This is a genomic window from Cyanobacterium sp. HL-69 (assembly GCA_002813895.1).
Taxonomy (GTDB): domain Bacteria; phylum Cyanobacteriota; class Cyanobacteriia; order Cyanobacteriales; family Cyanobacteriaceae; genus Cyanobacterium.
In genome coordinates, this window is sequence record CP024912.1 from 122,570 (window position 1) to 142,302 (window position 19,733).

The window sequence follows — 19,733 nt, forward strand, 5'->3', positions numbered from 1 at the left end:
TCTCAAGTCCCCCTTATTAAGGGGGATTTAGGGGAATCGTTTTGTACCCCGTAATCATGATAATTGCTATATATCAAAACTTGTTTAATATTATTTCTTTTTTATTTTTTAAGAAGACTTTATATGACAATCTTTTATGTTTATTAAAGTGAGTAATTATGTTTTTTATAATGAGTATTAATTACTACTATTAAATCAAATCAGCCTGATGACAAATAACCGCACATACAGCTGAAAATATAGTAATAGCGGTGGCTACTAATGGATTTTGACCATGACTTACAGCATAAGAGGTAATGATTCCTGCACCCACGGCAGCGGTTAGTCCAGCACTTAATAGATCTTTTTCTTGAGGTCTTTGCATAGCTTTTAAAAAAAGTTTTTAATCATTAAGTATCTAAGATAACATTGTCTCTTAATTAATACTTTTTTTTGTCAAGAAGGTTTATATTTTGCTATATTTCTTTACAATTGACAATTACTCTATTAATTGTTAACAATTATTAATTATTTTGTTTTTATTTTTGTCAATATGTTGTTGCCTCCTCCTTTGAAAGTAAATGATCGATTAATGGCGATCGCCCCTTGTGGTACATTAAGAGAAAAAGAAAAGGAAAAATTTTTAGCAGGGTTAAAAGTCTGGGAAGATAGGGGCTACCATATCGATTTAGAGGAAAACTATCTGGCCCAAGATGGTTATTTAGCAGGGAGTGATGAGATACGCAGACAAGCGCTCCAGAAAGCATGGACAAATCCAGAATACAAGGGCATAATTTGCGTCAGGGGAGGTTATGGAGGAGCAAGACTTTTAGAAAATTGGCAGTGGATGCCCATAGATAGCCCCAAATGGTTGATCGGTTTTTCCGATGTCACCACCCTATTATGGAGTCTTTATCAAGAAAATATTACAACGCTTCATGGTCCAGTTATTACCACCATTAGCCAAGAATCTCCCTCCTCACTACAAAGACTATTTGACTACTTAGAAGGGAAAGCCGTGGCACCTTTAAGGGGAAAAGGATGGGGCGGTGGAAAACAAAAAGGAAGGTTGTTGGGGGGTAATTTAACCGTAGCCACTAATATTTTAGGTACTCCTCTATGTCCTAGTTTTGATGGGGTTATCCTTGCCCTAGAAGATGTGGGCGAAGCCCCCTATCGCCTCGATAGAATGCTGACTCAGTGGCGGTTGATGGGAGTATTAGAAAAAGTAAAAGGTATCGCCCTTGGGCGTTTTAGTGGTTGTGATGTGCCTGAAAATATCCCTAGTTGGACGGTAAAAGAGGTTTTAAAAGAAAGATTAGGGGGGTTAAATATTCCCATTGTTAGTGATTTACCTTTTGGTCATGATGGAGAAAATGCTTGTTTACCCTTGGGGCAAATGGCTTACATTGATGGGGATAAAGGACTTTTGGAAGTAGGATAACAGCATAGATAGTTATTTATTTTAAATCCGAGGTAATCTATGTTTAAAACCACATAATATTTCCCATGAAATTGTCCCGATAGTATTTGCCCAGTCATCGGCACTTACTGCTATATCTTCATCTCTGCCGATTAAAGTTACTATATCTCCTACCTTACACTCAGGAAAATCCGTAATATCTAACATAATTTGATCCATGGTAATATTGCCTATTTGTTGTACATATTTACCGTTAATTATTACTTTCATTTTATTAGATAAAAGTCGAGGAACTCCATCGGCGTACCCGATTCCGATGACGGCAATGGTGGAGGGGCGATCGCACTTAAAACTATGCCCATAACTAACTCCCGTACCCATGGGAACTTTTTTGATGTGGGTAATACGGGTTTTTACTTCCATCACAGGCTTGAGAGAAACTTTATCTCGAAGATGGGGTGCAGGATATAACCCATACAACGCCAAACCAACCCTAACCATATCATAGTGCAACTCTTGACCCACCATTGTTCCCGCCGAATTAGCTAGATGCACCATGGGAATGTTGATATTATTCGCTTTTAGGTCGTTAATAGCCTCTTTAAAACGCTCATGTTGTAAGTTCATTACCGTGGGGTCAAGGTCATCAGCGGTAGCCAAGTGAGAATAAAGACTCTTAATGTGTACATGGGGAGATTTTTTTATTTCCTTGACAAAAGTAACGGTTTCATGCCACAGCGTACCTAGTCTGGACATCCCTGTATCAATTTTTAAATGTACAGGTAAACTTACCCCCAAATCAGAGAGAGTTTTCGCAAAAATAGCTCCCTGTTCAGGGTTACAAATAGTAGGCTCTAACTTCCATTGGATAATCTCCTTTATTTCATCGGGAGTATTGATAGCACCTAAAATCATCATGGGATGGTTAATTCCCCCTTGCCTGAGTTCTATGCCCTCGGATAAAGTTGCGATCGCCAAGTAGTCTGCCCCAGACTCCAAAACTGTTTTGGCCACAGTAATGGCTCCATGACCATAGGCATCAGCTTTAATGACAGTCATTAATTTAGTTTCAGGGGCAAGGATACCTTTAAGGGTGCGTACATTATGAGCTAGGGCTTGATGGTCAATTTTTACCCAAGCTCTTCGGGTTTGAAAGTTGAAATCTTGATTACTCACTATTTAGATGGACGATAAAAAAACAATGAATTTTGAACAATTACAATGTGAGGAATTAATCTCTGATCATAAATGATGGAAAATTATTTTTAGCCGTCTTCTTAATTTTCTTCGATACCTTAAAACTAGCAATGGATTCTACGATACCAAAGGCGAGAAAGTTGGTAAGTAAAGACGAGCGCCCATAGCTGATAAAAGGTAGAGGAATCCCCGTAATGGGGGCGAGTCCCACCGTCATGGCAATGTTGATAATAGCCTGAAAAGCAATCATCGCTAAAACCCCAATGGCAATTAAAGAGCCAAAATTATCTTTTGCTCTGGTGGCAATGTACACCAAACGCCAACATACCAGCCAGATTAACACTAATACTACCGCAGAACCGACAAAACCGAACTGATCGGCGATCGCACTGAAAATGAAGTCCGTATGTTGTTCGGGAACAAAATCAAGTTGAGTTTGACTGCCATTCATAAAACCGTTGCCCCATAGCCCCCCAGAGCCGATGGCAATGCGGGATTGAATTAGATGGTACCCCCCCCCTAAAGGGTCTTGTTCGGGGTCAAGGAAGAGCGTAATTCGGGCTTTCTGATAATCTTTGAGCAGATTCCACAAAAAACCGCCCAATTTTCCAGCGCTGTAATTAATAAATAATACTAAAATACTCCATAAGGCGCGATCAGGTAAAGTAAACCAAGCAATTAAGACCATTAGAGCCGTAAAAACCACCCAACCAGGCAAAAACAAGTTAAACAAAAAGGCACAAAATAAAGGTGAAATCATCAACAGAATCCAACCAAAGTTGGCATTAGCCCAATAAAGCATTGCCAAAGTTACCACCCCAAAAACTAAGGATGTACCTAAATCTGGTTGAATAAAAATTAATGCCCAAGGCACAATTACCACCGCCAATGCTTTAAAAATACTAGATAACTTCGAGGCATCTTGATGATGGAGGATAGCGGCAAGGGTGATAATAAGACCTAATTTTGCAAATTCGGAAGGTTGCACATTAAAACCAGCAATGTTAATCCAACGAGGGGCGCCATTGACGGTTATTCCCGCAAAAATAACCACTAGCAATGATATATTAGTCAGTGCATATAATAGCCAATGGAATTTTAAGAGGGAGTCATATCGCCAACGACTTAAACCAATGAGACAGCCTAAGCCAATGATGCCCATGATTAACTGCTGTTGCCAGTTATCCCCTTGTTCATAAACTTGGGTGGTGTAGATAGTGACACAGCTAATGGCGGTTAAAATTACTGTCAGGATGATTAAAAACCAATCTTTTGATCTTTGAGAAGTTATCATTTTATGATTAATGTGTGGGGAATAGCCCATGGAAATTTAGTTTTTACAAGGTCAATTTAAACCTGATGTTTTGTAGTTCAATACTAATTAGCTAGATGGTAGCGAATAATTAGAGTTATTGTGGTGTTTTCTAATTATTATTCTGGGCAGAATGTTTGTTATATCGGAGATATAAGGGGTTTTAACCCCTTGTAATACATTAGGTTTTGTTTTTTTTATCTAATGTACAGTTTTAGATAATTATGCTAACGCCATTATGGATACTTTAGCGGCTATTTGTTGAGAAATTTTGACAAGGGCTTTGGCTGATTCTGACTCAGGATGGGCGACGGTGACGGGAATACCATTATCTCCTCCTTCCCTCACGGACATTTCGATGGGGATACAGCCGAGTAAGGGTACTTGTAATTCTTTGGAGGCTTTTTCTCCTCCCCCAGAGCCAAAAATATCATAACTACGGTTTTCCATATCGGGGGGAATAAAATAACTCATATTCTCAACGATACCGAGGATATTAGTTCCTAATTGCTCAAACATTTTCAAACCACGACGGGCATCTTGTAAGGAAACAGTTTGCGGAGTCGTGACAATGACGGCGCCTGCGAGGGGTACTGCTTGGGCGAGGGTTAGTTGGGCATCCCCTGTGCCGGGGGGCATATCCACGATTAAATAATCTAATTCCCCCCAGTTGACTTGATAAAGGAATTGACGGATAATACCGTTTAACATGGGGCCACGCCACATGACGGGTTGATCTGGATCGATTAAAAAGCCCATGGATACCATCTTAATGCCATGGTTGAAGAGAGGTTCTAAAATGTCTCCTGCGGGGGATTTGGTGACGTTGATGGGGGCATTTACTAACCCTAACATGGTGGGGGCATTGGGCCCGTATATATCTGCGTCCAATAGACCAACTTTTGATCCTGCTTGGGCAAGGGCGATCGCCACGTTAACGGCTACGGTACTTTTACCTACTCCCCCTTTACCGCTGGAAATGGCAATAATATTCTTTACTTTATCAACGGAGGTGCGATCGGGCAAAGGTTTTTGGGAAGGGGTTTCGGCGGTTACTTCTACCGATACTTTTTCCACCCCCGACAAGGTTTTAACGGCTTTTTCACAATCTTCTACAATAAACTCTCTTAAAGGGCAAGAAGGGGTAGTTAATACTAGGGTAAAACTGACATCTCCCCCCTCTACTTTTACGTTGCGAATCATGTTCAATTCCACTAAACTTTTTTGTAGTTCTGGATCTTGAACTGGTTTTAAAACTTCTAAAACAGATTGGGTATCAACCATGGTTTAATAAATATTCTCTTATAGTTCTGAAATGTTAAATCATTCCCCTATAAGTAAATATATCATCGTTGAGAATTGATAATTGAGAATTGATAATGAATTTTCATATCATCAGGGTTGAACACTATTCAACCCCTACGGACTAATTAACTGTCAAAGTTGCTGATAATGGCATCGGCAAATTCAGAACATTTCAAAGGAGGTTCGACAGGGGGAGTCATCATCCTTGCTAAATCATAGGTTACTTGCCTAGAGGCGATCGCACGGCTAATGCCATCACGAATCAAATCAGCAGCTTCCTGCCACCCCATAAACTCCAGCATCATTACCCCCGAAAGAATTACCGAACCGGGATTAATTCTATCTAATCCAGCGTGTTTAGGGGCTGTGCCATGGGTAGCTTCAAAAATAGCACAATTATCCCCAATATTGGCACCAGGACCCATACCCAAACCACCCACAATGGCCGCTGCCGCATCAGAAAGATAATCTCCGTTGAGGTTCATGGTAGCTAAGATAGAATACTCATCAGGACGGGTTTGGATTTGTTGAAAAATACTGTCGGCGATGCGATCGTTTACCATTACCTTATCCTGCCACTTACCATCCCCATGGGTATCCCAGATAGAAGCCAAAACTCCCTCCACCTCAGCACATATCGCCTCTTTTTTCTCGGGGGTTAAGCCATCATACCCGGGGTCAATTTTACGAGCATTATCTTCGATGGAAATATCAGAATTAGCCTCCTTATTACCCAAAATCCAAGACTCTCTTTCGGTTACACACACATCACGAAATTCCGTCACCGCAAGTTCATAACCCCAATCACGGAAAGCCCCTTCAGTGTATTTCATAATATTACCCTTATGCACCAAAGTAACCATTTGTTTCTCCTTGGGCAGACGGAGAGCGTTTTCCATGGCACGACGCACCAAACGCTGAGAGCCAGTTTTACTAATGGGTTTAATCCCAATCCCTGCATCGAGGGGAATTTTTTTATTTTTATGCTCAGGGGTAGCAGGAATCAAGTCATCATTGAGTATGCCAATCAACTTTAGACCAATTTCCGAACCTTCCTTCCATTCAATCCCTAAATAAATATCCTCTGTGTTTTCCCGATATACAATTACATCTAATTTTTCAGGGCTTTTGTGGGGGGAAGGAGTACCCTGATAGTAACGACAAGGGCGTACACAGGCATATAAATCAAAAATTTGTCGTAGAGCAACGTTTAAAGAGCGAATACCACCTCCTACGGGGGTTGTAAGGGGTCCTTTGATGGCGATACCATACTCCCGAATAGCCGTTAAAGTGTCCTCTGGTAAATATTGAAAAGTACCGTACTTTTCACAGGCTTCATCCCCTGCATAGATTTTAAACCAGTTGATTTTACGTTTACCGCCGTAAGCCTTAGCCACAGCGGCATCAATAACTTTCTCTGAAGCAGGCCAAATATCTACCCCTGTACCATCTCCACGGATAAAGGGAATAATGGGATCATCAGGAACAATGGGTTTACCATTTTCAAACTTAACTTTAGTACCTTCTTGAGGGGGGGTCAATTTTTCAAACATATTCGGTTGCCTTATCAAAAGTTATAAATTGCGTGATTACAAGATCATAATATATCAAGGGTTTGTCATTTAAATGTCAAAATTAAACTTCTTTTTTTTGATCTTGTGAAATTGCAAAGGTATTTTCTCAATTCATCATTCCCTAATATTATCAACTAAATGGAAGCATCAAATTTTCACCATTCCCCATTGCCTATTCCCCATTCCCTACTAAATAATTGACAATGGACAATAGACAATGGACAATGGACAATTAATTTCTAATCCATATTGTTTGCTTGCTTCTTGTATCGGTAGCAATTATTGATTATTTCTTTCTATTATTCTTTTTGTTATGTCCATTAAAAATGTCGGTTTAATTATTGAAATTCCTTTGGCTATTTCTTCTTTTATTTTTGCGAAAGTAAATAAATTTTTGATCGGCAATCTTTACACTATTTATTTAAAGGTTAATCAAAAAAAAGCTAATCAATGGCGGGTAATTGATAATCAATTGGTGTCTTCTGCTATTAATATGGGGGTACTGATGACTAAAGCACCCCGTTGGAATACCCATGCTATTATCGGAACTTTGGGCCCTTTTATGGTGGAAAATGACCTTAGTTTAGAGGTAGCTTCGGCGAACAATTCCGCTAAATCTTGGTTTGCGATTTTTTATAGTTTTCCCAATTACGATACCATCGACACTATTGCTTCAAAGGTTGATAATCAGGAGCAGTGGCAATCAATTAAACTAAAAAAAGGAAAATATACCATCGGCTTAAGGTATTACAATTATGGAGAAAAATTAACCTTACCTGCGGTAAGAATAGACGGTAAAGAATTTACTCCTACCAAGAAAATACCTAATGATAGTAATGGTTTTTATAAAACTATAATTCAGAAAAAAAACTGGTATTTTTTAGCTATTCATTATTACATTTATACTGTTTTAAAACTGAAAATATATTTGCCTGATTCCTTTGTTAAGTATGAATTTTTACCCGTAGGGGCGATCGATACCAAATTTTATTATGATGCTTTAGATAAAGGGGAAATCCTGACTATTGAAGTTGATCAAAATACCCTTAATAAATATGATATTTATATTACCATCTACGATCGCACTAGCCTTCCCATACAATGGTTTCAATTAAAAGATTTGACAGAAAAAACTAAACCAGTAACAAACAAAGGCTACTATCTAATTAGGGTGAGAAATCAAGGAAAACCACCCCAAGAATTTACCGATTTGCACATTACTTTAAATACATCTTTTAACAAATAAATCCATGCAAATATTAACTCAAAATAATTTTCCTGATGTTGCTTTTATTGCTGATAACGCCTCTGTCATGGGGGATGTCACCCTCGGAGAAGGAGTTAGTATCTGGTATTCTGCCGTAGTCAGGGCGGATGTGGAGAAAATAATAATTGGTGATTATACTAACATTCAAGATGGAGCCGTATTGCATGGAGACCCAGGCAAAGTTACTATCTTAGAAGAATATGTCACCGTAGGGCATCGGGCGGTAATTCATTCTGCCCACATTGGGAAGGGATGTTTAATCGGCATTGGGGCGGTGGTTTTAGATGGAGTCACCGTGGGAGAAGGTAGTATTATTGGTGCTGGTTGTATCGTCACCAAAGATGTACCACCCTATTCTTTAATGGTAGGTATTCCTGCCAAAAAAGCGAAGGATGTGACTTCTACTCAACAAAAAGAATTAATTGAACACGCTATGAAGTATTATCAATTAGGGTTATATCATCGAGGTAGAAGTAACCATAAGGGTTTTGAGTAAGGATTATTAGTTGTCATTGGTGATTTTTTCCAGCGCACCTTAACCGTTAAGTAAAAAATAAACACTAATATAAATAGCTGAAACCATTAATTGAGCAATGGTAATGGGTAAACCATAACGCAAAAAAGTACCATAAGAAATCGTTTTCCCGTGCAACTCAGCCACCCCAGCCCCCACAATATTAGCAGAAGCCCCTACTAGGGTGGCATTTCCCCCCAAAGTAGCCCCAAACATCATCGCAAAAAATAAAGGCAACACCACCGAAGGATAATTGCCACTAAAATCATTTTGTAGCACCTCTGCCCCTACTAATCCTGCACTAAATAAATATTCTTTTAACAGAGGTATCATCCCTACCACCAGAGGAATATTAGGTATAACCGCCGATAAAGCACCCACTACAAAGATTAAAACAATAGAAGCCATAAAAATATTTTGCCCCAACAAAAAACCAAAAATATTGGAAATGTTACTAATAACCCCTGTTTTTTCCAATCCCCCAATTAAGACAAATACGGACATGAAAAAAAGTAAGGTACTCCAATCTACATCCTTTAAGATATTTTGTACCGTGTCAATTTTACTTTGATGGGCTAACAATAAAGCTAAAGTTGCCCCCATTAAAGCAACAGCTGCGGGGGAAAGGGGTATGGGTAATAAATCTCCAAATATAAAAAATAGCAGTACAAAAACCATGATTAAAGTACCTGCTACTAAAACACGAGGGTGATTAATTTCAGGCATGGGTAATTGGTCAAAATTGGTAAATTTACTATGCCATATTTCTTTAAACAGAAAAGGAGTCATGATAATCACGGTGCCGACAGCTAAAACTCCAGCAAAACTCATGGAAGTGAGGTAATCAAAAAAACTCATATTAATAGAATCTCCTACTATAAAAGTAGCAGGATCTCCCACGATGGTTAATAATCCCGCACTATTAGACACAATGACCATCAAAATAATTAAAGGAACAAAATTAATACCTATTTCCTCTGCCAAAGGAGGAATTAAAGGGGCAAGAAGGGTTACGGTGGTAGCATTGGGAAGTACTGCACAAATAGGGGCAGTAATACCGATAATACCTAATAGTAAATAATTACCCCTACCCTTTGACCATAAAACAATTTTGGTTGCTAAATAAGCAAAAATATTGGTAGGTTCAAATGCCCTAACTAAAACCATTACACCAAAAAATAAGCCTAGGGTAGCGTGACTTCTACTAATATATTCTACCGCTTCCCCTAGGGTCATAATATGGGCAAATACCAAAACCAAAGAACCCAATAAAGCTGCCACGGTAAGATGTACCTTTTCCGACATGATAAGGGCAATAACAGCGACGAAAACGCCTCCTGCCACTAAGCTAGACAAATTGATCATTATTTTTTTTAAGATTGAATAAGGTTTAATGTGATGAAGAGATGCGTCTTATTCGGATACCTAAATTGATTATAGTTTTCTCACAGAACACTACTTTTTTGGTCTCCTCCCAATGCTTACGAGGTTAGCTGACGGGCTAGGACTGAGAGATGTCCTTCTTTAAATTACCTTTAAAGATAAGCCCCAAAATTGGTTCCCCCGCTCCTCTTTTTTTAATAAAATTAATACAAACTTTATTTGAGGACTAAGCTGACTTTCTCTACAAGAAATATTAACAGATTCAATTTTATTTTGTGGTGTTTTGCGTAACAAAAATTATTCAATTTTTTAGTTGTCCATTTGCCTTAATGCTCTAGTTTCGTCAAGGAGAGCTTCAATTTCTTCGTCGGAGGGTTGTCTGACGTAGTTAATTTTTATTTCTTCGAGTAGATCATATAACAGAGATTCTACAACTTCAAGGTTATGTTTTGCACCTACGGAAAGGGTTAGAGTGGAGCCTGATTTTGTAATAATTTTTTCCACATGGTCATCAAATACGGGATCTTCTTTTAACATTTGTTGAATAGTTTTTAATAGTATTGAATATACTTGGGTAGATGTTCTTTGACTAATATTTTGAGGAAATTTTGCTAAACCAGGAAGATGAGCGACACTTTGATAAGCGGGAGATTCGGTAATACTTTTTTCGATAAGGTAGTTTAGTAAGTCTTCTACTTCGGGGCGGATTTCTGGTAATACTTGATTGGCTACTAATTCAATAACTAATTTGAAAATTTCTCCAATTTCGTTAGTATCGTTTATGTCGATATATTCTTTTTGAGTATTTTCAGGAGATAAAGAATTTTCTATGTAACCATCTTTGATAACGTTTTGTAATTGATTGAGAATTCTTAAAATAATTACTTCGGTAATATCCCCTGCAATACTGGCAACAAATCCTTGACTGGCTTGTCTTTTAATAGATTTTAAGGAAATTAATTTACTTTCATCAAGTCTGACTGCTACGGGGATTATTCTTAACCATCGTAGGGTTGGTAAAAAGAATATTAGATCATACCAACGCCAAAAAATTGCGTCTTGGATTTTGATTCCGTGATAGCGTAGGCTAATGACAAATGACCTTAGCAAGAAGTCAGCAAATATTATGACAATAAAGGGAAAATCTATTAAGCCGAAATAATCTACAAATTGACCATTTTCACCGATGGGACGATAATAATTAGTGTTAATTAAGGGGGCAATTTCTCTTTCAAAAAAGGTTAATTCTTCGTCTATTTGTCCTTCTAAGTGATCCGAGTTCCAAAAGTTTTCAAAGGCTACGGTGGCAGAGTCACGAGGATTTGAGATGGGATCTGCCATGCGATCGCGCATTATATTTTTAATCTTTTCTAAGTTACCACTTTTATTGGCTAACTGAAAAGGGTCTTGAGAAATCATTTCGGCACTCATTTCCCGTAACATTGCCAATACTTCCCTTGTTTGAGGAGAATCTAAACCAGAGGCATCAATGGTATTTTGCAATTCAACAACGGTATCTAAATATTGTTGGGTATCTCGATAAGGCTCAATTCCTTTGACAGCATCATACTCAATTACCGTTTCTCGCACTGATTTTGGCACAATGGTAAGTCTGTAACCGTCGTACTCGTAAGGGCCAACTTTGAAATTGCCTACTGTAATCACTCCATTTAGCCATATATCACGGAAGGGAATATAGGTTAAATCAAAGGCAACTACTCCCAAGTTAGCAAGGGAAACGAGCGCCATTAGTTTAGCCACATAGATATTATCAAACCAGAAATTATAAATCCAAGATACTGGTTTGGTGGTTTTTTTGATATTTTTAACAATGGGACTTTTCATTGGTTTTGATAATTGTTGTTGATAAATAATAATTTATTCAAAATAAATATTATCCTATAACCCTTAATAAACAAGTATTTCAACCTAATACCTGCACGGATTTAGCATTCTGGCTCATCCACCACTTGCCCCATTAAAGCACTTTTTCACCAAATCCCATTTGATACCTTTAAAGATTTCACTACTGACATAGCAATGTTTTATTACACTTTATAAAGTTTTTAAAGAAAATACTCTATAGTAGATAATAAAATAATATACTTTAATCAATAGTTGTCTCCTGTTAGGGCTGAGAAATAACAATCTAAATACTAGCCATAGCAAGGAATAAAGAAAAAAAATTGAGCAATATACTTATGACATCAGATTTATTGATTAGACAAGCTGAAATATTTTTACCTGATGGGGATATTTTACTAGGAGACGTACGGGTAAAACAAGGTAAAATTGCAGAAATCGGCACAGATTTAGAAGTGGGAGACGAAAGAATAATCGATGCTCAGGGGTTAACTCTTTTACCTGGAGTAATTGATCCTCAAGTACATTTCAGAGAGCCTGGTTTGGAGTATAAAGAAGACTTGTTTACCGCTTCTTGTGCCTGTGTCATGGGGGGAGTTACCTCTTTTCTGGAAATGCCTAATACTCGCCCCCTAACCACTACCCAAGAGGCTTTGAATGATAAGTTATACAGGGCTTCTCAAAAGTCTTTGGTCAATTACGGCTTTTTTATGGGTGCCACGGCGGATAATTTGGATGATTTGCGAGATGCTAACCCCAGTTGTGGTATTAAAATATTTATGGGTTCATCCCATGGGGCTTTGTTGGTGAGTACGGAAGAACAAATTGAGCCGATTTTTGCCAAAGGAAGCCGTTTAATTGCGGTTCATGCGGAGGATCAGGGTAGAATTGTAGAAAGAAAAAAAGAGTTTCATGGTATTACAAAACCTGCTATCCATTCCACCATTCAGGATGAGACGGCGGCGTTAAATGCCACTAAGTTGGCTTTGAAGTTGTCCAAGAAGTATCAGCGTCGGTTACATATTCTCCATTTGAGTACGGGCATTGAGGCGGAATATTTACGGGAGCATAAGCCTAGTTGGGTTTCTACGGAAGTAACCCCCCAACATTTATTGTTAAATACCGATGCCTATGAAACCATTGGCACTTTTGCCCAGATGAATCCCCCGTTGCGATCGCCCGAAAACAATGATATATTATGGAAGGCGTTAATGGATGGTGTGATCGATTGCATTGCTACTGACCATGCACCCCACACTTTGGAGGAAAAAGCGAAGGAATATCCTAATAGTCCTTCGGGAATGCCGGGGGTAGAAACTTCTTTGCCTTTGATGTTGACGGAGCATAAAAAAGGACGGTGTACCCTTGCCCATGTGGTCAAATGGATGTGTAGCGCCCCTGCTAAATTATATAATATACCGAATAAAGGTGCGATCGCCCTTGATTATGATGCCGATATAATCTTGGTGGATTTAAAAAATCATCGTCCTGTGTTACGTGAAAACCTGCAAACTAAATGCGGTTGGAGTCCTTTTGAGGGTTGGAGTTTAACAGGCTTTCCAGTTTATACCATCGTTGGTGGTCAAGTCGCCATGGAAAAAGGTATTATTAACACTGAGGTAAGAGGTAAAGCCCTTTCTTTTGATGCTTAGATGTTGGGAATTAAGTGTTATTAAGTTCGGATAAATCTTTACCATGAGAAATCCCCCAGAATTGGGGGATGTTTTGCGGACGAAAAACCGATCCTCTTCATAACTGATTACTCAAACATGATATTAGGTTGTGGGAAAATACAAGAATGTAAGTAAACTTTAATTATCCATTCTCAATTATCCATTATCCATTAAGATTATGATTTCTGTAAAAGTTCCCTCCATTGCCTGTGAAGTATGTGCTGAAACTATTACCAAGGCTATCATCAATAGTGAGCCAAAAGCTCAAGTTACGGTGGATATACCTAATAAAATAGTTAATGTGGAAACTCTAGCTAGTGTAGATATTATTAAAGGTGCGATCGCCCAGGCTGGTCATGAGTGCGCTGATTAGCTAAATCTTTTTTACCCCTCTACTTCACTGGAGGGGATTTTTTGTGTATCGATTTGTAACAAAATTACCTTTCCTTCTTGTTTTGGGGCTTTTTTTGAGCTAATATAAGACTATGTTTAATATAGTAGAAATCTGACTGTTTGTACTTAAAAAACTTTAGCTTTCTATTGTTTTACAGGATAACATAAAAGTACCCCCCGAACAATAAAGAATCTATTTTTCGAGAAAAAATTAATACTTCGACACAAAAAAACAGAAAAAAGGGAAGGAACATTTTAAGATAAAATCAAATTCGGGCAAAAGTAGATAATTGCCTAAATTATTTGATTAATTTCCCCGAAGCAAAATAGAATGAAGCAGTTTTTAGAATCAGAAGTTATATCTAATTACCAAGAATCAGAAGTAGTTATTTTACCGATTCCCTATGAAGTAACCACCACCTATCGTAAAGGTTGTGAATATGGTCCAGATGCGGTGTTGGAAGCCTCTGATCAATTAGAATGCTATGATGAGGAGCTAGGTATTGAAACTTGTTTTTGTACTAAAATTTTTACGGGCGATCGCATTGCAGACACAAGAAAAAATCCTGAACTAACCGCAGAGCAAATGTTAGAAGCGACCAAAGAAGCGGTAAAAAAAATGGTGGCAGACGGTAAATTTGTAATCGGTATTGGGGGAGAACACGCCATCACCACAGGATTAGTACAAGGTTATTTAGAAAGTATTAATGAACCTTTTACAGTAGTACAAATAGATGCCCATGGAGATATGCGCCATGAGTTTGAGGGTTCTATTCATAATCACGCCTGTGTGATGAGGAGAGTATTAGAACTAGGATTACCAACCCTTCCCGTGGGCATTCGGGCTATCTGTCAGGAAGAAGCAGATTTAATCAAAGAAAAAAACATTCCTGTCATCTGGGCAAGGGATATTTATTACAACCCCCACTGGATAAACCAAGCCTTAGAAAAAATCACCACCAAAAAAGTATTTATAACCATGGATTTAGATGGTTTAGATCCTAATTTTATGCCAGGAGTTGGTACCCCTGAACCGGGGGGGCTTGACTGGTATCAAATTTTGGCATTTATGAAGGCGATTTTTAATGGTTTTGAGGTGATTGGTTGCGATGTGATGGAATTAGCTCCCACTAAAGATTCAGTGGTATCAGAGTTTACCGCCGCTAAGTTAATTTATAAGTTAATAGGTTATTGGTACGTTAGTAAGTGAGGAAATAGGGCATAAGGAATGCTCAGGTAATCAGGAGTTGTTAACAAAAGATCAAGTAATAGGCAGACACAATATAAATAACAAAGAAAAAGCCCCTCGCCTGTGGGGGAGGGGTTAGGTGGAAAATAAAATAAATTAGATTTAACGGCCAGGTAAAGTGTATTTAAAATCGGTGTTGCCTGTGTATCCCGTTAACTGGGCTAAACGCTCAAGGGTTTGAGTACCCTCATAAACTTCCCCATCAATTAACCAAGTGGGAAATGCTCTCACAACTCCTTCGCATTTTTGAGGTTCACCATTTAAACCATCGGGGGTACATTCCACATGGGGTACGATATTATAGGCTTCTTCCCCAAATAGTTGTTTTTGGTCATAACAGTGGGGACACCAGTAGGCAGTGTATTTTGTAGCACCTACGGAAGCCAAATGTTCGGCCAGTTCAATTTCCGCTGGCCCTGAGGTGGTGGTAATATCCCATCCTGTGGGGGGTTGAGGGGCGCTGTTGGGGCGAGAAATGGGAATTTTTTCTCCTGGGGCAACGGGGGTTTCTTGATTGGCAATGGGGGCATTAACGTTGGAATATACTCCGATCGCCCCTACAATGGTTACAAGAACGACAATGGCACCAACAAATAAAATTTGTCCTAAATCATCCCAATCATGACCCACAAAAGTCATGATAAGAAAACTGAGGGAGAATATTGCTGAACCAATACAATAATAACAAGCGGTTTGTAACTCAAAGGCGAGAACATACATTAAATAACCGCTAAAGGTAGCCATGGCGAAACTTAGGGCAAGAATTAGTAACCAGCTATTGGCTTCTAGCTTTTGTCTTAATTTTTTCTTGTTTTCTGAAGAAATGCCGAGGGGAGCAAGGGATAAAACACCCATGGTAAGATACCCTAGCATACCAAATACGCTGAGGGGAGGCCCTGTTTTCCCAGCCGGATCGAGGGGATAGGCATAGGCACTGTCTAGAACGCTACCACAAGCCCCCGCTTCTTCTCCTGTGCAAACCACTTCACCGCCACCAAGGGAGGTTATTGTTAAGTATGAAGTTAATATAAGACCTATAAGGGCGATCGCACCTATAATTAAACGTGAATTTTTTTGTATCCACGGTACATTGCGACGACGACGAATCATAATATTTTCTCTATATTTATTTAGATCTGAATTTTAGCAATTATTTTTTATTTCAGGTATCAAGGGGCAAAAGACAAAAAAGCCATTGTCCATTATTAACTCCTCATCTCCTTAACTTTTTCGGGCTTTTTTTCTACAACTTCTCCTGCCGCCTCCACAAACTGAGATACCCTAGTAGGGTCAATGGTTTCATTTATATCACCTTTTCTTTTGATTGAACTTGCCACAATCACTCCATCGGCAGACCCCATCAATTCACTAATGTTATCTATGTCTGCACCACTACCTATTAATACAGGAGTGCCGTTAGCCGCCTGTTGAGCCAGTTCCAAATCTTCGAGATTGGGGGGTAAACCAGTGGCCCAACCTGAAAGAATTACCGCATCAGCAAGACCTCTTTCAATGGTATCCTTAACAGCGTTGGTTAAATTAGGACTACCTAAAGGACGGGCGTGTTTTACCAACACATCAGCAAAAATGGCTATATCCTGCCCCAATTCTCGGCGGTAGCGTTGAATGTCGTGGGCTTTACCCTCTATCAACCCTTGGTCTGTAGCCATTACTCCTGTATAGACATTGACTCGGATAAATTTTGCTCCCACACAAGAGGCGATCGCCAATGCGGTCATGGCATCATTACGCAAAACATTCAACCCGATGGGCAACATAACCAAATTCATAATGCGGTCAACTATAAGCGTCATGGCGCTTACCACCGCAGGATCTACTTTATCTTTAGTAAAAGGAGCATCAAAAAAATTTTCAATAATAATACCATCAACACCCCCAGCAGCCAAAGCCGTGGCCTCTTGCTCTGCCCTTTCCATGACGGCTTCTAAGTCTCCCCCCCATCGGGCAGAAGTAGGCAAAGGTAATAGATGTACTACTCCGATGATGGGATTTTTTTTGCCAAATATTTGTTCAGTGATCATAAAAATTTAATATATAGTCTGTCCTTGGTGAGCCGAAGTAGAGTCAGATTAATTTATATTCTTAGCAAGTTATTATTTTAATGGTGCGTGGTAACTTAGCCAAATATTTCTCTGTTTGGTGCCATACAAATCACAACCATCCTGATAGAATAAAGCAAATTATATTTACATGATCTATAGCTAATAATCTATCAATGAATCAAGTTTTTTTTACCCATAAATGGTTCTCTTTTCGTCCATTAAAACTATTATCTTTGTTTTTTGCCTCTTATTTCACAATTCTTGTGATCGGTGGTTGGAGTATTCCTGTATTTTCTCAAAATACATCGGAAATTAGGGCAGTATGGTTAACCACGAGCGATACGGATACGATATTTGATCGTCCAAAAATGAAAGAGGCGATCGCCAATTTAGCCTCCATGAATTTTAATACTATTTATCCTGTGGTGTGGAATTCAGGCTACGCTCTCTATCCTAGCCCTGTGGCACAAAGAGCAGGAATACAACCTTTTGTCCATAGGGGATTTCAAGGACAAGAGCCTTTAGCAGAATTAGTACAAGAAGCCCATCGTCATCGATTACTGGTGTTACCATGGTTTGAGTTTGGTTTTATGGCGCCTCCTACCTCGGAATTAGCCCTAAATCACCCCCATTGGCTAACTCAAGCCCAAGATGGTAGTCAAACCACTTCTAGTGCTGCGGGGGAGGTTGTGTGGCTCAATCCATTCCATCCAGAGGTACAAAAATTGATCACTGATTTGGTGATGGAGGTGATGAATCGTTATGATATTGATGGCATTCAATTTGATGACCATTTAGCTTTACCTGTTGCTCTGGGTTATGACACTTATACTCGTAATCTTTATCGCCAAGAAACCAACGAAAATCCCCCTACTGATTTTCGGGATGCGGCTTGGGTGCGCTGGCGGGCGGATAAAATAACCAATTTTGTAGAACAACTGAACCGGCAAATTAAGGCAAGAAAACCCAATGCCATTTTTTCTGTGTCTCCCAATCCTTACAGTACGGCGTATAATTCCTTTTTGCAAGATTGGTTAGACTGGGTAAGAAAAGACTTAATCAATGAGTTGGTGGTGCAAGTCTATCGGGCAGATTCTTCCGCTTTTCTTCGAGAAATTACCACCCCCGAAATTCGTGAAGCAAGACAAAAAATTCCTGTGGGAATTGGTATTTTAACGGGGTTAGGCAATCGTATTAAACCCATTGAATTTATCAGAGAAAAAGCCTTGGCAGCTAGACGGGAAAGGTTAGGAATTGCTTTCTTTTTCTACGGTAGTATGTGGAATAGAACTCCTGAACTAAAAGCCGAGAGAAAATCCCATTTCCGTGCGCTATTTCCCCGTCAATCCCATCGCACTGCTACTAATATAAATCCTTTGCCCCGTCACGGGATTTAATTGTTTTCTTGGCTAATGGCTTGGATAACGGTGTCATGGATTTCTCCATTGGTTACTACAACCCCACGGTTATCATTCATTTTGGAGGCGGTGGCAAAGTCTAGGGGTTTACCATACATATCCGTTACTTTGCCCCCTGCTTCTTCCACCACGATCGCCCCGGCGGCATGATCCCAAATATTTTCTCTATAATTAGGATATTTTGGAGAAGGTAGGCGTAAATAAAGGGCAGCTTCCCCAGAGGAGACGATGCCATATTTGGCTTGGGAGTCCACCCGCACTGATTCGGTGGTAATGCCTACGGATTGGGCGATGGTATTTTGCAGAGATTGGTTTCCATGACTGGCTTCGACACTTTCAACGAAACGAAAACGACTAACGTCTTCTTTGGTGACTACCTGTTGTTTGGTCATTTCACCCCCTGCTATGGGCATTCTATAAGCCCCTTTGCCTCTCTGGGCGATAAATAACCATCCCATATCCCCTTGGCTTAATTGAAGGGCAGGGCAACCCAATAAGCCTAATTTTACCTCTCCTTCCACAATGAGGGCAAGGGCGATCGCATATTGATCTTGACGTAAAAACCCTTTTGTGCCATCAATGGGATCTAGTGTCCAGAAACAATCTCCTACAGTACCATTACCGTAGTCTATCCAGTTCAAAACTTCCTCGGTGGTAGCAGAGGGAATAATATTTTTTACATATCCTGTAATTTTGTTAATGGTATCTTTGGATTCGGATTTTCTTAATTCCGTGGCATCTTCTTCGCCGACGATGGGAATATCGGGAAAAGCCTCTTTCAATGCTTTACAAATCAGGGCTTGAGAGCCAAAATCAGCAACAGTTACGGGGCTTTTATCTTCCTTTTCTATGGCTTTGGGAATATTTTTTCTGACTTCCTCGCACAATGTCGCTGATTGTTGGATAGATGCGATCGCTACTTCTGTAAGTCGATTATAGTTCATTGAATGTAGTAAATTATTAATATGTGCCTAATAATTATTAACTATAATTGTTCAATATAGTAGTCTTAAATCATTTATGACAAAATAAAACCCCTAACTATTCGCAGACGAGCAGTTTAATCCCCTTGCTCAATAATATATTAATGATTAATTATGTATCAATAAATTACCATCAA

General features: G+C 39.2%; 17 protein-coding genes and 1 riboswitch. Of the genes, 7 read left to right on the forward strand and 10 right to left on the reverse strand.

The features are described 5' to 3' along the window. Positions 1 to 190: 190 nt before the first annotated feature. Positions 191 to 364 (reverse strand): hypothetical protein, encoded by a 174-nt coding sequence (locus AA637_RS00500; protein WP_446683453.1) that lies wholly within the window; start codon positions 362 to 364, stop codon positions 191 to 193. 168 nt (positions 365 to 532) lie between these two features. Here AA637_RS00500 and AA637_RS00505 point away from each other — a divergent pair, with 168 nt between their 5' ends. Beyond that, a complete protein-coding gene (locus tag AA637_RS00505; RefSeq protein WP_446684505.1) occupies positions 533 to 1,423 on the forward strand; it encodes a S66 peptidase family protein in 891 nt (296 codons plus the stop codon). A 21-nt stretch (positions 1,424 to 1,444) separates the two neighbouring features. Here AA637_RS00505 and alr read toward each other — a convergent pair whose 3' ends face one another. The 4 genes from alr to AA637_RS00525 form a co-directional block, all read right to left on the reverse strand. Continuing rightward, positions 1,445 to 2,578 (reverse strand): alanine racemase, encoded by a 1,134-nt coding sequence (gene alr, locus AA637_RS00510; protein ID WP_446683454.1) that lies wholly within the window; start codon positions 2,576 to 2,578, stop codon positions 1,445 to 1,447. 55 nt (positions 2,579 to 2,633) lie between these two features. After that, entirely contained in the window at positions 2,634 to 3,893 is a 1,260-nt protein-coding gene (gene rodA, locus AA637_RS00515; RefSeq protein ID WP_446683455.1) for a rod shape-determining protein RodA, read from the reverse strand. Between the two features lie 240 nt (positions 3,894 to 4,133). Then, on the reverse strand, positions 4,134 to 5,195 hold the full coding sequence (locus tag AA637_RS00520) for an Mrp/NBP35 family ATP-binding protein (RefSeq protein ID WP_446683456.1): 1,062 nt from the start codon (positions 5,193 to 5,195) through the stop codon (positions 4,134 to 4,136). A 146-nt stretch (positions 5,196 to 5,341) separates the two neighbouring features. Further along, positions 5,342 to 6,769, reverse strand: a complete 1,428-nt coding sequence (locus AA637_RS00525) for an NADP-dependent isocitrate dehydrogenase (protein ID WP_446683457.1) — start codon at positions 6,767 to 6,769, stop codon at positions 5,342 to 5,344. Between the two features lie 334 nt (positions 6,770 to 7,103). Here AA637_RS00525 and AA637_RS00530 point away from each other — a divergent pair, with 334 nt between their 5' ends. Both AA637_RS00530 and AA637_RS00535 read left to right on the forward strand, forming a co-directional pair. Then, positions 7,104 to 8,036, forward strand: a complete 933-nt coding sequence (locus AA637_RS00530) for a DUF6208 family protein (RefSeq protein WP_446683458.1) — start codon at positions 7,104 to 7,106, stop codon at positions 8,034 to 8,036. A 4-nt stretch (positions 8,037 to 8,040) separates the two neighbouring features. Continuing rightward, entirely contained in the window at positions 8,041 to 8,553 is a 513-nt protein-coding gene (locus AA637_RS00535; protein WP_446683459.1) for a gamma carbonic anhydrase family protein, read from the forward strand. 39 nt (positions 8,554 to 8,592) lie between these two features. Here AA637_RS00535 and AA637_RS00540 read toward each other — a convergent pair whose 3' ends face one another. Then, on the reverse strand, positions 8,593 to 9,936 hold the full coding sequence (locus tag AA637_RS00540; protein WP_446683460.1) for an ArsB/NhaD family transporter: 1,344 nt from the start codon (positions 9,934 to 9,936) through the stop codon (positions 8,593 to 8,595). Positions 9,937 to 10,034: 98 nt separating this feature from the next. Then, positions 10,035 to 10,173, reverse strand: a riboswitch (cyclic di-AMP (ydaO/yuaA leader). A gap of 90 nt (positions 10,174 to 10,263) precedes the next feature. After that, on the reverse strand, positions 10,264 to 11,799 hold the full coding sequence (locus tag AA637_RS00545; protein ID WP_446683461.1) for a hypothetical protein: 1,536 nt from the start codon (positions 11,797 to 11,799) through the stop codon (positions 10,264 to 10,266). A gap of 356 nt (positions 11,800 to 12,155) precedes the next feature. Between AA637_RS00545 and AA637_RS00550 the strand changes: the two genes are divergently transcribed. The 3 genes from AA637_RS00550 to speB all read left to right on the forward strand — a co-directional run bounded on the left by AA637_RS00550 (position 12,156) and on the right by speB (position 15,093). Then, positions 12,156 to 13,469, forward strand: a complete 1,314-nt coding sequence (locus AA637_RS00550) for a dihydroorotase (protein ID WP_446683462.1) — start codon at positions 12,156 to 12,158, stop codon at positions 13,467 to 13,469. A 199-nt stretch (positions 13,470 to 13,668) separates the two neighbouring features. Next, entirely contained in the window at positions 13,669 to 13,863 is a 195-nt protein-coding gene (locus AA637_RS00555) for a heavy-metal-associated domain-containing protein (protein ID WP_446683463.1), read from the forward strand. 351 nt (positions 13,864 to 14,214) lie between these two features. Beyond that, on the forward strand, positions 14,215 to 15,093 hold the full coding sequence (speB, locus tag AA637_RS00560) for an agmatinase (protein WP_446683464.1): 879 nt from the start codon (positions 14,215 to 14,217) through the stop codon (positions 15,091 to 15,093). Between the two features lie 141 nt (positions 15,094 to 15,234). Here the strand turns inward: speB and AA637_RS00565 are convergent, their stop codons facing one another. Both AA637_RS00565 and btpA read right to left on the reverse strand, forming a co-directional pair. Then, positions 15,235 to 16,242, reverse strand: coding sequence for a vitamin K epoxide reductase family protein (locus tag AA637_RS00565; RefSeq protein WP_446683465.1), 1,008 nt, complete (start codon positions 16,240 to 16,242; stop codon positions 15,235 to 15,237). Positions 16,243 to 16,337: 95 nt separating this feature from the next. Then, positions 16,338 to 17,174 (reverse strand): photosystem I biogenesis protein BtpA, encoded by an 837-nt coding sequence (btpA, locus tag AA637_RS00570; RefSeq protein ID WP_446683466.1) that lies wholly within the window; start codon positions 17,172 to 17,174, stop codon positions 16,338 to 16,340. A 194-nt stretch (positions 17,175 to 17,368) separates the two neighbouring features. Here btpA and AA637_RS00575 point away from each other — a divergent pair, with 194 nt between their 5' ends. Further along, positions 17,369 to 18,592, forward strand: coding sequence for a family 10 glycosylhydrolase (locus tag AA637_RS00575; RefSeq protein WP_446683467.1), 1,224 nt, complete (start codon positions 17,369 to 17,371; stop codon positions 18,590 to 18,592). On the opposite strand, the gene AA637_RS00580 is transcribed toward AA637_RS00575, so the two are convergent. Further along, positions 18,589 to 19,557, reverse strand: coding sequence for a 3'(2'),5'-bisphosphate nucleotidase (locus AA637_RS00580; RefSeq protein WP_446683468.1), 969 nt, complete (start codon positions 19,555 to 19,557; stop codon positions 18,589 to 18,591). The two genes, AA637_RS00575 and AA637_RS00580, sit on opposite strands and share 4 nt — an antisense overlap. Positions 19,558 to 19,733: the final 176 nt, after the last annotated feature.